This is a genomic window from Microbulbifer maximicatervae (SeqCode) (assembly GCF_052467065.1).
The window spans coordinates 4,471,442-4,483,573 of record NZ_CP174299.1 but is presented as its reverse complement, the minus strand read 5'-3'; the positions used below and the strand labels follow the sequence as shown (position 1 = coordinate 4,483,573).

At 48.9% G+C, this 12,132-nt stretch carries 20 protein-coding genes; 19 read left to right on the top strand and 1 reads right to left on the bottom strand.

Translation table 11 applies throughout. The features are described from left to right. Positions 1 to 55 precede the first annotated feature (55 nt). On the bottom strand, positions 56 to 430 hold the full coding sequence (locus ACJJI1_RS19925) for a hypothetical protein (RefSeq protein ID WP_444957764.1): 375 nt from the start codon (positions 428 to 430) through the stop codon (positions 56 to 58). 194 nt (positions 431 to 624) lie between these two features. Between ACJJI1_RS19925 and ACJJI1_RS19920 the strand changes: the two genes are divergently transcribed. From ACJJI1_RS19920 to ACJJI1_RS19830, 19 genes are all read left to right on the top strand, one after another. Next, on the top strand, positions 625 to 975 hold the full coding sequence (locus ACJJI1_RS19920) for a hypothetical protein (protein ID WP_444957763.1): 351 nt from the start codon (positions 625 to 627) through the stop codon (positions 973 to 975). Then, the gene (locus ACJJI1_RS19915) at positions 972 to 1,355 is read left to right on the top strand and encodes a hypothetical protein (protein ID WP_444957762.1); all 384 of its coding nucleotides are present in this window, start codon (positions 972 to 974) and stop codon (positions 1,353 to 1,355) included. Before ACJJI1_RS19920 ends, ACJJI1_RS19915 begins: the two co-directional genes overlap by 4 nt. Beyond that, positions 1,348 to 1,515 carry a hypothetical protein gene (locus tag ACJJI1_RS19910; RefSeq protein WP_444957761.1) on the top strand — a complete coding sequence of 56 codons (168 nt, stop codon included), beginning with the start codon at positions 1,348 to 1,350 and terminating at the stop codon, positions 1,513 to 1,515. The genes ACJJI1_RS19915 and ACJJI1_RS19910 overlap by 8 nt, the downstream gene beginning before the upstream one ends. Before the next feature lie 92 nt (positions 1,516 to 1,607). Then, positions 1,608 to 3,380 carry a replication endonuclease gene (locus tag ACJJI1_RS19905; protein ID WP_444957760.1) on the top strand — a complete coding sequence of 591 codons (1,773 nt, stop codon included), beginning with the start codon at positions 1,608 to 1,610 and terminating at the stop codon, positions 3,378 to 3,380. 19 nt (positions 3,381 to 3,399) lie between these two features. Continuing rightward, a complete protein-coding gene (locus ACJJI1_RS19900) occupies positions 3,400 to 3,765 on the top strand; it encodes a hypothetical protein (protein ID WP_444957759.1) in 366 nt (121 codons plus the stop codon). Beyond that, positions 3,765 to 3,974, top strand: a complete 210-nt coding sequence (locus ACJJI1_RS19895; protein WP_444957758.1) for a hypothetical protein — start codon at positions 3,765 to 3,767, stop codon at positions 3,972 to 3,974. The genes ACJJI1_RS19900 and ACJJI1_RS19895 overlap by 1 nt, the downstream gene beginning before the upstream one ends. A 34-nt stretch (positions 3,975 to 4,008) precedes the next feature. Next, a complete protein-coding gene (locus ACJJI1_RS19890; protein WP_444957757.1) occupies positions 4,009 to 4,380 on the top strand; it encodes a hypothetical protein in 372 nt (123 codons plus the stop codon). Beyond that, positions 4,373 to 4,798 carry a hypothetical protein gene (locus ACJJI1_RS19885; RefSeq protein ID WP_444957756.1) on the top strand — a complete coding sequence of 142 codons (426 nt, stop codon included), beginning with the start codon at positions 4,373 to 4,375 and terminating at the stop codon, positions 4,796 to 4,798. Before ACJJI1_RS19890 ends, ACJJI1_RS19885 begins: the two co-directional genes overlap by 8 nt. After that, the gene (locus ACJJI1_RS19880; RefSeq protein ID WP_444957755.1) at positions 4,788 to 5,459 is read left to right on the top strand and encodes an ATP-binding protein; all 672 of its coding nucleotides are present in this window, start codon (positions 4,788 to 4,790) and stop codon (positions 5,457 to 5,459) included. Before ACJJI1_RS19885 ends, ACJJI1_RS19880 begins: the two co-directional genes overlap by 11 nt. Before the next feature lie 343 nt (positions 5,460 to 5,802). After that, the gene (locus tag ACJJI1_RS19875) at positions 5,803 to 6,648 is read left to right on the top strand and encodes a major capsid protein P2 (protein WP_444957754.1); all 846 of its coding nucleotides are present in this window, start codon (positions 5,803 to 5,805) and stop codon (positions 6,646 to 6,648) included. 9 nt (positions 6,649 to 6,657) lie between these two features. Continuing rightward, complete coding sequence (locus tag ACJJI1_RS19870) at positions 6,658 to 6,954, top strand: hypothetical protein (RefSeq protein ID WP_444957753.1); 297 nt, start codon at positions 6,658 to 6,660, stop codon at positions 6,952 to 6,954. Then, a complete protein-coding gene (locus tag ACJJI1_RS19865; RefSeq protein WP_444957752.1) occupies positions 6,951 to 7,172 on the top strand; it encodes a hypothetical protein in 222 nt (73 codons plus the stop codon). The genes ACJJI1_RS19870 and ACJJI1_RS19865 overlap by 4 nt, the downstream gene beginning before the upstream one ends. A gap of 7 nt (positions 7,173 to 7,179) precedes the next feature. Further along, the gene (locus tag ACJJI1_RS19860) at positions 7,180 to 7,734 is read left to right on the top strand and encodes a hypothetical protein (protein WP_444957751.1); all 555 of its coding nucleotides are present in this window, start codon (positions 7,180 to 7,182) and stop codon (positions 7,732 to 7,734) included. Between the two features lie 7 nt (positions 7,735 to 7,741). Next, positions 7,742 to 9,367 carry a hypothetical protein gene (locus ACJJI1_RS19855; RefSeq protein WP_444957750.1) on the top strand — a complete coding sequence of 542 codons (1,626 nt, stop codon included), beginning with the start codon at positions 7,742 to 7,744 and terminating at the stop codon, positions 9,365 to 9,367. Continuing rightward, positions 9,364 to 9,876, top strand: a complete 513-nt coding sequence (locus tag ACJJI1_RS19850) for a hypothetical protein (protein WP_444957749.1) — start codon at positions 9,364 to 9,366, stop codon at positions 9,874 to 9,876. Before ACJJI1_RS19855 ends, ACJJI1_RS19850 begins: the two co-directional genes overlap by 4 nt. Next, on the top strand, positions 9,867 to 10,220 hold the full coding sequence (locus ACJJI1_RS19845) for a hypothetical protein (protein ID WP_444957748.1): 354 nt from the start codon (positions 9,867 to 9,869) through the stop codon (positions 10,218 to 10,220). The genes ACJJI1_RS19850 and ACJJI1_RS19845 overlap by 10 nt, the downstream gene beginning before the upstream one ends. Beyond that, entirely contained in the window at positions 10,201 to 10,539 is a 339-nt protein-coding gene (locus tag ACJJI1_RS19840) for a hypothetical protein (protein WP_444957747.1), read from the top strand. Before ACJJI1_RS19845 ends, ACJJI1_RS19840 begins: the two co-directional genes overlap by 20 nt. Further along, positions 10,539 to 10,667 (top strand): hypothetical protein, encoded by a 129-nt coding sequence (locus ACJJI1_RS19835; protein ID WP_444957746.1) that lies wholly within the window; start codon positions 10,539 to 10,541, stop codon positions 10,665 to 10,667. The genes ACJJI1_RS19840 and ACJJI1_RS19835 overlap by 1 nt, the downstream gene beginning before the upstream one ends. 558 nt (positions 10,668 to 11,225) lie before the next feature. Beyond that, the gene (locus ACJJI1_RS19830) at positions 11,226 to 11,567 is read left to right on the top strand and encodes a hypothetical protein (protein WP_444957745.1); all 342 of its coding nucleotides are present in this window, start codon (positions 11,226 to 11,228) and stop codon (positions 11,565 to 11,567) included. Positions 11,568 to 12,132: the final 565 nt, after the last annotated feature.

Genomic DNA, 12,132 nt, shown 5'->3' with positions numbered 1-12,132 from the left:
GATATTCATTTGATATCGGATATTTCTCGGCAATTTTACGTATAAAATCAACAACTTACGCCATTTGGGTGAGGGACTCTGTGAAGCTCGAAACCGTGGGGTTGGTCAATATTTCACCCGTGGCCAAAATGGCCAGCGCAAAAACGCCTGCTACTGCACTTAATTTGGGTGTGTGCTTTTCTGCAAGGCGAGCAAGGTCGCCAAAAGAGGGGGTATTGCGTGATCTCTCAGCCGCTAGGCTCAAGATGATCGATTCATCTGAAACCCCTAAAAACTTAGCTGCAATTAGTCCCTGTTCAAAAGTCAGCTTGCCGCCGTGGTGGCGCATTTGGTTTACGCGGTTGGGGTGTACTTCTAACTGTTGGGCCACTTTGTAATAGCTGCCTAGGCGCTCTTTCATCATGGCCAGAATGTCTACGGTACTCAGCATGATTGTCGCTCTCTCCTTAGATCGTTTTGTCATTATAGGTTTTATACAAGTCTGCAATTAGCCTCAGACGGCTTGTATAGGGTTTCTTCGCTTGTATACAGTGTCGTTGCTCGCTGTTGAGTAGCCCCGCCAAGGAGTACCGGCGGGGCGTGTCGAACAGCGGGCCGACACAATACAGCAAGCAAGGAACCGCTATGCAAACCAAGCAATCATTATCGTTGGAGTTGGTTAAATCAGAGCTGAATCGAATAGGGCAGCGCCCGGTTGCCGCTTACCTTAATGCTCTGAGTAATGGTATTGATCAGCGAATCGAAAATACTCAGCACAACGACTTTTCCAAAAAACACCCCTGTCCAACTTGTAAGGGCGCGGGCTGGCTTCTTCTCTCTGGCGATCTGTTCGCCTTTTCTCCTGACGATAAATTACTAAAGCCATTAAAGCGTGGCAGCGGTGGAAACATTGGCGCGAGCCTGCCAATTGATTGCCCGCGTTGCCTGGGTACGCAAGTCGATGTTATGGCAATGTCTGAGGGGGTGGCCGCATGAGCACCGCCCGTAAGAGCGTCGATCCAAGCCGAGTTGCACGCAAAACCGTTCGCGATATAGAAAAGGTTTTGGCCTCGGTTCGTCACGGTAACCGCAGTCATTTAAACGATCGGCAGAAGATGCAATTTCTGCTGAATTCACTAAACGCGCTTGATGCGAATCTGCGCGATATGGGCGAAAAGGCTGAGGCGTTGCAAAAGGATTTTGCCCGTACTCGCCGAGATGTTGCCGCTGTAGATCATGGTGTTCGCTCTCACATGGATGATCACTACCGCACGCAATACGTGGCGGCTTCTATCAACCTTCTGCAAAACCAAATTAAGAATGCCCTGGAAGACCTGGGGGAAATTCGCAGTAGTGCTGGGGGTTCCAATGACTGAAGAGGATAAGCCGGTATATGTTCAGTTTCTGCTTTCTCAAGAAGAGTTGCGACGCTTCAAAGAGGTGACGCAAGCAGTTATTGAAAATCGGCCAGTCAAGTATGGGGTGGCCACCGAACTTTTACAGCGCGTCCATTACGGGCTGTTGGTAGCAGAGTAATAGCCTATGGAGGGGCACGGTGCGGGGCAGTAAAAATAGTTGGGGTTTTATTTTTGTCCTGTTGGTGTTCCTACCGGGGATTGAGGCAATCCGTGGAAAAGATCACAGCATTAGAACAATTCAACAACCGCATGCCGTCGGAGATTTGGCGGTGGCGGGATTCAGTTATCAATCAACACCGGCCAGTGATGCGAGAGCTTATAGCTCAGTATGCGCGCGACTGTCGCGGGCACGGCTATGTGCTCGCCAATCAAAACTTGCGTCGCATAGCGGCAGAGTTGGGCCGCCCTATGTTTGGGGCTGATGGCTTGTCCTGGGTAACCGCTACGGCTGATGACGAAGAGATTAGAGCCTATGCCGAGCTTTGCGCGGAGAGCTGCGCGGATATCGTGCGCGGCGATATGGCCGGGGAGGATATCGAGGAGACAGCGGAGCTGATTAGTAAATTGGTGGAAATGGTTGGCGTTCAGTTCCCGTTAAAGATCACTCTTAATGATACTCCGGAGACAATCCGCGATAAAAAGCTGGCGGCCATGGCTCGAACTGCTTGCCCGCGTTGGTGGCGTCGCCAATTGCGCAAACTGTTTGGCCGTCAAGTTGAGCAGGTTCTGCGCACCACTGGCGCCGTGCAAAAGCGTCGCCAGCCCTACCTGTCGGACTGGGCTTTTAATCGCTGGAAAACTGCACAGAAGCGAAACCGCGAATTACTGGCGAGTATGGAGGCGGTACGAGAAGAGGACGGCGAGGAGGTTTCGGTCAATCTGGCAGACGCGGTAGACGCATCTACGGCGAATCCGGTTAACCGGGAAAATGAGTTTTATGTGCGCTCGAGAGGCTTTGAAGAGATTGCAGATGATGTGGGCATGCCACGCCTGTTCCTCACATTGACCGCGCCGAGTAAATACCACTCACGGCACCACCATGGACCGCGAAACGGAAAATATAGCGGCGCAACGCCAAGTGAGGTGCAGGAATATTTGTGCAAAGTGTGGCAGCGAACCCGCGCAGATTGGAAGAAAGCGGGAATTGTTACTTTTGGGTTTCGTGTAGTGGAGCCGCACCATGACGGCACGCCGCATTGGCACATGATGTTGTATTTCTCTGAATCTCAAATAGACCTTGCCTGGGAGATATTCCGCAAGAAGGCGCTCAAGGAGGACCGAGACGAAGTGGCCGGAAAGGAGCGCGTGAGGGTGGATTGTAAGCGCCTGGAGGTGGGGGAGTCTGCAACCGGATACTTGGCGAAGTACCTGTCAAAGAATATTACCGGTGACGCGATTGATTATGACCATGAAGCGGAAACAACTGGACATGAGGGCGCGGCCAGGGCTATAGCCTGGGCGTCCACCTGGGGGATTCGCCAATTTCAGCAGTTGGGGACCGTATCGGTAACGGTGTGGCGTGAACTGCGCAGGCGTGGTGAGTTTTTGGATGGTGGTCTCGACGGGCTGGGGGATGTGCCGTTGTTTGGGGATATCCGCGAAGCTGCTGATAAAGGAGATTGGCGGACCTTTGTCGAGCTGATGGGTGGGCCTACTGTGCCGCGCAAAGAGCAAACGATAAGGCCGCAGAGATTGCCAAAACGAGAGCGCAACGCCTACGGCGAGGAGGCTGATCATATTCGCGGTGTGATTATGCGGGGCGCCGCGCGGTTTATTAAGACGCGCCTGCATGAGTGGAAAATTCGACGGGGGAATTCCGTTATCGAACGGGATATGCCGGTAGCCGACCGGGGGCAATTAATGCCCTCTGAAAAATTGCGGGGTGAGGTGGTTGTAGTTGGTCCGTCTCGTTCCGAATTTGCGCGCGCAGTATGGCGCGCGTCAAGGGCGGCGAAGCGGCCCGCCTTGGACTTGTGTCAATAACTGTAACCATGGAGTGACAATGAGACGAAGGAATAAAAAACAACAACATGTTGTAAAGCAGGTGAGGGAAAGCAGTAAGAATCCTAGGCCTATACCGGAAAAACCGGAGGTACCAGTGCGCTCGGTGTCTTCGCCTGAGCGCGAAGAGTTGCCGCCAGCACCAGAAGTAGATGACGGCCTTGATGAAGAGGAGGGGCCGTCAATAGATGATCTTCGGGCCGCAGCAAATATGCGTGTTCGAATCCTGGCCCCTAATGGGCAACTGATGATTGATGTTTCACCATTGGAGGCGGTGTATATGGGTCGTATGCGCGGCTACAAAGGCTTATCTGATTTGGAGTTTCAGTTAAGCGAAGGTCAGAAAATCGAAAATAAGGTGCACTGATGGAGGAGACAAATAAACCGGGTGATCAATTGCGCGTGCTCGCGCAGTCGATTGAGTCGGTAGAGATTCCAGCCGCAGTAAAAATGCTACTGCCAGGCGGGATTGATTTGAAGGGTGCGCGCTCTGTGCTGGAGCAGGCCGCGTCTCAATTAGATCGGCTGGATGCACTGGAGGAGCGAATCGGCCAGCTAGAAAACCAGTTTAACTAATTCATAGTTTCGGCTCGTCGGGAGACGCCCAGTTATGGCTAAATCAGCAATGATCGGCATGATCAACTGCGCTCTGTGCGGAAATGATCAGGCCACAGTTCACGAACAAAGAACCGGCTCAAAAAAAGGCCGGCTGTATTATCGCTGCTACGAGAGTGCAGGTAGTAACACAATGCGCTGTGGCACTATTCAGTGTCTCGGGCCTAACGGCCAGCAGTACATCCAATCGAATATTCGGCCTATAGGTCAAACCGGGCAAGAATCGGCACCTATAGGCCAAACTCCGGCCTCAAATGAGCCGGCGCCCCCGTCAGACTCTCCACAAAGACCTATAGGTGAACAGCAGCCAGAACCGAAAAAACGCGGTTGGCTGGCTGGCCTATTGGCGGAGGATGATGATGACTGAGCAAGCCCCACAAATGCCACCGGAGCAAGCCCGCCAGTTTGCGCAAATACCTATAGGCTCTGAGCCTCCTGGCAGCACCACCTACAACGAAAGTGGCGAACCTATAGCGACGCCTGCAATTTCCGGCGAGCAGCTAACAGGGGCCTTACTGGCCCTGGTCTTTGGGATGCTGGCCGATAGGCGCGGCGAGCACTGGCGGCTGACTGAGACGGAGACCGAGCAGCTGGCAAAAACTGGCGGCGCTCTTATGGATCACTATATGCCGCAGGGCGGCGGCCCTGGTACCGCATTCGCGTTGTGTATGGGTGTTGCCCTGGTTCCGCGCTTGATGTCTGAGCGCGCAAAGATGGCAGAGGAAAAGAAAAAGCAGGAGGCCGCGCAGCTGGCCCAAAGTGAGGGGCAAGCCAGTGGCGATTAATCCCAATACGGCGCTACCCGCGCGCCATATGTTTCTATGCGGGGGCACTGGTTCCGGCAAAAGTTCATTTCTTCGAAGGCTTGGACACTTCAGTGAATTCCAAAGGGTTCTACTTTGGGATCCGGACCGCGACCACCAAGCGCAGCATTTCAGCAGCCCCGGGCAATTTAAAAACGCGGTGATGCAATCTATAGCCAAGCGCAGCCGCGACCGTATCGCATTTGTACCTGATCAAATCAATGAAGAGTCCTTTGAGTTCTTCTGTGCTGTGTTCTGGGCTGCGCTTGATGGCAACTACTTAACAGGCGGCATCGTTGAGGAGTTGGCGGACGTGACCGGAAGCGGCAAGGCGCGGGGCACCTGGGGGCAGCTCTCTCGGAAGTCTCGCAAGTACGGCGGAGTGATTCACAGTGTGAGCCAGCGTCCAGCAGAAATTGATAAGTCAATTCTGTCCATGTCGCCCTATAAATTCTGCGGGACACTAGAAACGGACGCCGAGCGAAAGTACTTATCGGGTCTGCTTTCTGTGTCACCTGACCAGCTGGCACAAACGCCGGCTAACGAGCCCGGGAAAGTGTGCAATTACTGGCTGAAAAAGCCAGGACCTGAGCCCGCACAACTCGGAAAATTTAACCCAGTATCGGGAACGGTTTCATTGTAGTCCCTCTGTGGCCGGTTATTTTCGGCCTATAGGCCGGTGGTGTTTTCTCATTGCTGCCGCGCCTTGTTTTTTTGCTAGTGGAATGATTTGTTTCGCAACCTATGAACAGCGTAATCAAGCAAATCGTTATTGCCGTTGTTGCCGCTCTTATCGTGGCATGGCTACGCGATCAATTCATATCTAGCAAAACTGAGGAAACTGAAAATGTTCAGTAAAAATCGAATGATGACCGTGTTAATTACTTTGGTTGTAATTGCCGCGATCAACAAATTCGTTCCGGCTACAAAAAACCCGCTGAAATAATTCAGCTGTTTAAATTGGACTACTCGGGAGAGTCTCCGCAATGAGCAATGTAATTGCCTTGAATCGAAATTCACTACCCATGCCCGGAGCTGAGGGTGGGGCGCCTGGAACTCAGGCACTTTTTAAGCTCCCGATTGGTGCGCGCTATCACGACCTCTATCTGGAATACAGCGGTGTTACCTTGGCGCAGATGACCGAATTCCGATTAAAGCTTAATGGCTTAGTCGTGCAACGGTTCAGTGCTACTGAGCGCGATATGCTGAATCAGTTTATGGGGCTCCCTGCTGCCAATGGAATCTTGCGTATTCCGTTTGATCGTGCGGGCTTGAAAAACCGTGATCAGGAGGAACTGACTGCAATTAATACCGGTGTTGGCGACCAAGCGGGCAACGTGATAGCCGCGTTTACACTGGAAATTGATATTGCCAGTGACGCGACTGCACCTCAGTTTGATTTGACCGCAGAGCAGTCAAACGCGGTAGCCGGTGGTCCTGGTGTTATCCCCTACTTGATTAAGTCCACGCGTTCGCCTGCCGGTAGTGGGGAGTATGAAGTTTCAGACTTCAACTATGGCCGCTCTGATTCGTTGCTGTTGAATAGAATCACCTTCCTGCCTTCAGCCAATCAAATTGACGAGGTGGAAATCTTGTCTAACAACGTGCGTATATTTAAGCGGACTACTGCGCTTAACGAACGCATACAGCTTGAGGGTGATGCAGGGCGAGTACCGCAGTCGGGAGCCTGGATCATTGACACTTCAGAAAAGGGTTACGGTGCTGCAAATATTCCACTGGCTGGCCTTTTTGATTTCCGTTACCGCCTGGAGGTTACCGGCGCAATGACAATTACTGCGCTGCAGGAGTATCACGGCGTATTGCAACGCTAGGGGGCGCTTATGTCTTGGGGTGAGATTTTCGGAAATGTCGTGTCTACAGGGCTCGACATTTACGAGAAAAAAGAGATGGCCAAATTAGGGGTTTCTCCAGTACCAGAAGGCCCAAATAACGGTGTTTCGGGTACGGCGGCTGCGCTTCCTGACCAATCGGCAGTGGCGCAACCGCAAACGGTGGGGCCAGTGCCACCGGCTGAAGAGGGAACTATCACTGTTGCCGGAATTACCATGGATAAAACGGTGTTGCAGGGAACTGTTGTACTGCTGATCATCGTTTGGATTGTGGGGCGGATTACATGAACCCAATGTCTTTGACTGGTGGCGGTGGCTTCTCTGGTTCTTCTGGTGTTACTGATCAATCATCGACGGCGGCCACCAGTGGAACAGGGGTAAAGAATATCGGCATTGCAGCTAACCCTAATGTTGCTGGCCGCACGGCTGAGACTATTTTCACCTCCCCTGTATTTTTGTTGGCCATCATCGCGGTTGTCTTTTTGCTTTTGAAAATGAAAAAGTGAGTCTGTAATGGGATTCTTTGACAGTAAGAAAAAGACAACCAACGTAAACACCACTAACGACTACACGACTACAACCACAGATAACCGATATAGCGAACTCGACTTATCTGAGGGGTCAGTGGGTGTTACTGGTGATGTATCCGGTAACGTTACAGTAAATGCCACAGACTATGGTGCGCTGGCCAGTGCGCAACAAATGGCAATGGGGGCTTTCGACTTCGGGGCTGATGCCCTCGAAACGGGGGCGAACCTTGGTGTTGAGGCTCTGGGGGTAGGGGGCGATGCCCTCAAATTGGCTACAGGTCTGTCAAGTGAGGCGCTAGGCGTTGGCCGAGACCTAGCCTCAGATGCGATGTATTTTTCAGAAGTTGCGCTTTCACAAACTATTGATCAAGTGGCTGATAGTGCAGAGACGTTTGCACAACTTACTCAACGCTCATTAGAGCAAACTCAATCAGCCTATAAGAATGCTAACACTAGTGAAGATGGGCAAATATCCCAGCAGCTTATTCTCTATATGGCTGTTGCGGCCGTAATAATTATCTGGATTATTAATAAATAGGTTTTATATGTCTGGTTCTCATGGTGATAAACCGGTTTACCTGCCTGCTGGTGCAAGTATCAATGTACAGGCGTCGGGGGATTTTATCTTTCTGCGGTCTGCCGACTACCCTGTGCGCGTGATACTTAAAAGTGATCCGGTCACTATGGAAGCTGGGGAGAAGCGGCGGCTAGATCGAGACTTTGAGGCCCCTGAAATGCCGGCCTTTACTGAGTTTGATGTTGAGAATACAGCGGACGTAGACCAAGTAGTTACATTTGTTGTTGGTATGGGTGATTACGATAAGGTAATCATTGCTGGTGAAGTAAATATTTCGCCATATGTAAACACCGTATCAGGCAGTAGTGCAACTCTGCCGATGGAAGTCAGAAAAATAGTTTCCCTAGAATCAAGTGAGCAATGGTCGGCAATGGAGGGGGCGGAATATGTTGCCTATTCTTTGCCTGATGACCCAGATAATAATGAGTGCAGCATAACTGGTGCTTGCGCTTGGTTTGAGGGGGCCGCATATTATATTACCTATAAGGGGCTATATAAATTTGAGGTTGGGGAGGGGCTTATAGAGCCACCTGCATCACCAGCAACGAGTTATGATAAGTTCATTCCTTGGGTAGATGACAGCGGTAATAGTATTGAGTTAGATCATGATGACGGTAGTCATGATGATTTTAACCATGGTGACGGCTACGGTATTCATGGGGGTTATATATCTAGCTCAGGGGAAATTTACTTTTTGGCAAACGGGAAGTTATACAGATCTCATTTGTCATCTACTGTTTTATATTGCGCTGATCAATATATAGATACCAGGTCAAATTATTACGTTCCTAATTTTGCACCTCATTTTGGAGCCGGGGCTATTGGTGCAAACTACTATGCTGTTATGCATGAGCTTGATGATGGCGGTGGCTATGATGTCGAGGCAGATAAAACCCTGGTCGTCTTAAATACGGTAAATAACGAAATATCTTATTTGAATTTAGGTAAGTTGACTTTGGGATCGTCTGATAATGCTCAAATACAAAATGCTTTTGTAACACCAGACGGGTATATAGCGATTGGCTGTGACTTTGAAGACTCGAGTGATTGGGGATTTGTGGTAATTGATCCGAATAGCGGTAAGGAGATTAATGACTATAAGTTTTCACGACTAAATAAATATGAAAACCCTGATTATGAATATTGGCCGGTGAATCACGTTTCTGAATATGATGATTTGCGTTTTAGTGAAGATGGGTATATCCGGATTGGCTTGAAAAATTCAGAATTCATTGCCGTATTGGCTGACCATGTAACGTCCTATGCTCTGTTTTCAATTCGCGATATTGACGATTCCGACGGATCAACAAAGCAGTATTACAACCTATCAACTTGGCGATCCCTTTTGCCATATGCCAGTGGTACGCGACTACATGGCGGAATTATAGAAATTATTCTGGGTGCATTAACAGGTAAAACACCGGCTAGTGATTACCTAGATTACGTTACAAAACTTGAGAACGATAATGGAAAGTACCGAGTTGAATACAACACCGGGACGAATACTTTCTTGCGTCAGGGTTTAACCGACGGGTATATATCTTATTTAGAGTCTGAGTTTGCTATTGAGGTATTGCCGGAGTATTTCGATTGATGCGAGGGTTCGCGATTGCTGCGGCAGCACTCGCGGGCGCTGCGCTAATAACCATTGGGGGGCGCACAGTGACGCGGCCAGAATTAAAGTATTTCCAGCCCGCTGAGTTCGGGGTTTGGTATCCGTTTATGTCGGCTGATGTACTGGAGCGAATAGACGCATTCCGTGAAAGATGGGGTGCGCCAGTCGTTATCTCTGGTGCTGAAGGGGCTCTCGGTCGGCATGATGGTGAGGGTGGCACTAGTCAGCACAATATAGACAAATGGGGAGAGGTTAGGGCGGTTGACTTCTTTCCTATGACAGCATCAGGCCGATATATTAATACACCTGAGCAGCTATCTCGTGCATATCAAGTGGCCGTAGCTGTGGGGTTTACAGGTATTGGAGTTTATACCGATACACAGCCTGGCTTTATGTTGCACGGTGATGTGCGCCCAGTGGAAAGCGGTCATGCATCTTGGTCGCGTATTAATGGCAATTATTACGGGGTGGCGGCCGCATGGGTGTAAAGGTTCGTATTGACGGAATTATGTTGTTAGTGCTTTTGGCGTTGGCTTTGGTTGCTTGGCTTTGGTTCAAGCGTAAGGAAATAGCACGCGCAGTAGATCCTACAAATCCCGATAACGTTATTAATCAGGCCGCGCAAGATATTGTGGGTGAAGATCGTTTGCAGTCGGGCTTTGAAAAAGCATTTGCGTTTTGGGATTTAATCAACCCATTTAACGAGTCAGATCATTACGCGCGGCAAGTCTGGGGCCTGGATGGCGGAACACCTGACGGCATCGACACATCAGAACAGGGCGCCAGTATTGCTGGTTATACCGGTGCCACATATGAAGCATGGAGAGGCTAAAAAAATGTGGGGGCTAATTGCTTCTTTAGTGGGTGGTGGTTTCAAGGATTGGTTACAGGGTCGTCAGAAGCTGGAGCAAATACGCGAAGAGGCAAAAGTTGCCCGTGTTGCTAACGGTATACCTGGGTGGTCGGATGAGTTTTTAGTTCTCGTTTGGTCATATCCGTTTATTGCACAGTTTATGCCCGGAATTCGAGAAAGCGCGCTTCAGGGACTCACAGCAGCTGCAGAATTGCCTGATTGGTATATAGGCGGATTTATGTCGATATCGTTTGCGGTATTTGGGATCAATAAATTGTTTCAGTGGAAGAAAAAATAATGGAATTTGATTTGGGGAGTTTCGTTTCTGCGGCGTTTGGAGCTGGTGCAGCCTGGGCAGGAATCAAAGCCGATTTGGCTGCTATGCGCCGCGATATTGATAGGCTAATGAGTAAAGTTTTCGACTGACCATCTCGGATCGGTGCGCAGATACTTTTCGTTTTATCCTAAAAATTGGGTTTTTGCGCACTTTGTGAGAAAAAACACTATATATTTTTTTGTTCTTAAAACTGGCTAATATTTATTCTTATTGTAGGAAATATGGCTCAATTGGCGCGTATATGTAGGTTATTAGGCTCAGTTTGAAATTAGGCTCTTGACAGGTCTGAAATTGGTACTAGGACGAATGTTCTGATTATTCCGATATTCACAAATATCGGAAATAGTGAGGGCTCTGGTGGGGCCTTGGTTTGAAGTTTGTGGACGTCCAACTAATGTACTTAATTTCCAGCTAAAACACTTACTCGTGCATCCATCTACTTTAGCTCCGGCTTAGCAATCTCCCTATATTCCTGTGTTCCAAGGTTTCAGGTGCTTTCGCATACAAACATTCGAGCGCATCAAAGCCTTTTCCTAAAACCAAATTACTAACGGAACCCCGCAAAATTTTTGAACAGATGAGCTGTAAAAGCATCAGTGTTAATAGGTTTAAATTAATCTACCTGTGAAATTCACTAGCGACTTCACGTGAGTACAATTGATCAAAGTTGTACTTATGCCTTTCATTCAACTCGCGTCCCTACACTAGAACAACAAAATCACCTCTTCCAAGTGATCCAGGGTCGCCGCCACCCAGAAACTGAACTCAAATTGTTGGAACTGATGAGCCTACCTGCATCCTATACCAAGGGTGCAGATGCCATGGGGCGCTCCAAAAGCCACTACCAATGCAAAACAATTAGCTTTGATATCGAGATTTTTAACAAAGTGGTGACATTAACCCTGAAAAATTTTACCCGCCAGTTAAGTACTATAAAGGGAAATCGCGGGATCTCCCCATGGTTAATCTGGATCTCCGCAATGCTCTAATTCGGTATTTGAACTTACGGCTCGACAAAGGGGAATGACTAAAGCCCTCTTCCCCTCTTTATCACCCAAAAAGATGGCCCCTACTCTCCTAATTCACTCCAAGAGTACATGGCTTTGATGCTGCACGATTGGGCTGACATAGAAAAGTCCAGCTCACACAGTGGTCGGTGATCCCTAATCACTAATGTGATTCATAAACAGAAAAAATTAGTCAAAATAGCTCAAAAAATTGTCGGGCACGTTAACCCATCTACAACATTGATCTATGAATACCCTCCTGAAGAGGTTCTTGAAGAAGCTTTGGGTAATTTGGAATAGAACTAGTGGCCCTTGGTTAAATAAGTTAAATAGGAAGATTATAATATGTTTTCTAACGTAAATTTTAAGGCCCAGCTGTGGTCAAGTAAAAAGGTCTATTGTTGCAGAATTAACTACATAACCTGCAAGGACTGAGGTGTTGCTACAATAGTTTGATCTTCAAACGACAACATTACATTTGATAGCAAACAAATTTAACAGCGAATTCGTAATTAAGTGTAATAAAATTATGGAAAAAAAATAAATC

Bases quoted from the DNA above. Each gene is read 5' to 3' on its own strand.
- ACJJI1_RS19925 (WP_444957764.1), bottom strand. From the start codon at position 430: ATGCTGAGTACCGTAGACATTCTGGCCATGATGAAAGAGCGCCTAGGC.
- ACJJI1_RS19920 (WP_444957763.1), top strand. From the start codon at position 625: ATGCAAACCAAGCAATCATTATCGTTGGAGTTGGTTAAATCAGAGCTG.
- ACJJI1_RS19915 (WP_444957762.1), top strand. From the start codon at position 972: ATGAGCACCGCCCGTAAGAGCGTCGATCCAAGCCGAGTTGCACGCAAA.
- ACJJI1_RS19910 (WP_444957761.1), top strand. From the start codon at position 1,348: ATGACTGAAGAGGATAAGCCGGTATATGTTCAGTTTCTGCTTTCTCAA.
- ACJJI1_RS19900 (WP_444957759.1), top strand. From the start codon at position 3,400: ATGAGACGAAGGAATAAAAAACAACAACATGTTGTAAAGCAGGTGAGG.
- ACJJI1_RS19895 (WP_444957758.1), top strand. From the start codon at position 3,765: ATGGAGGAGACAAATAAACCGGGTGATCAATTGCGCGTGCTCGCGCAG.
- ACJJI1_RS19890 (WP_444957757.1), top strand. From the start codon at position 4,009: ATGGCTAAATCAGCAATGATCGGCATGATCAACTGCGCTCTGTGCGGA.
- ACJJI1_RS19885 (WP_444957756.1), top strand. From the start codon at position 4,373: ATGACTGAGCAAGCCCCACAAATGCCACCGGAGCAAGCCCGCCAGTTT.
- ACJJI1_RS19875 (WP_444957754.1), top strand. From the start codon at position 5,803: ATGAGCAATGTAATTGCCTTGAATCGAAATTCACTACCCATGCCCGGA.
- ACJJI1_RS19870 (WP_444957753.1), top strand. From the start codon at position 6,658: ATGTCTTGGGGTGAGATTTTCGGAAATGTCGTGTCTACAGGGCTCGAC.
- ACJJI1_RS19865 (WP_444957752.1), top strand. From the start codon at position 6,951: ATGAACCCAATGTCTTTGACTGGTGGCGGTGGCTTCTCTGGTTCTTCT.
- ACJJI1_RS19860 (WP_444957751.1), top strand. From the start codon at position 7,180: ATGGGATTCTTTGACAGTAAGAAAAAGACAACCAACGTAAACACCACT.
- ACJJI1_RS19855 (WP_444957750.1), top strand. From the start codon at position 7,742: ATGTCTGGTTCTCATGGTGATAAACCGGTTTACCTGCCTGCTGGTGCA.
- ACJJI1_RS19845 (WP_444957748.1), top strand. From the start codon at position 9,867: ATGGGTGTAAAGGTTCGTATTGACGGAATTATGTTGTTAGTGCTTTTG.
- ACJJI1_RS19840 (WP_444957747.1), top strand. From the start codon at position 10,201: ATGAAGCATGGAGAGGCTAAAAAAATGTGGGGGCTAATTGCTTCTTTA.
- ACJJI1_RS19835 (WP_444957746.1), top strand. From the start codon at position 10,539: ATGGAATTTGATTTGGGGAGTTTCGTTTCTGCGGCGTTTGGAGCTGGT.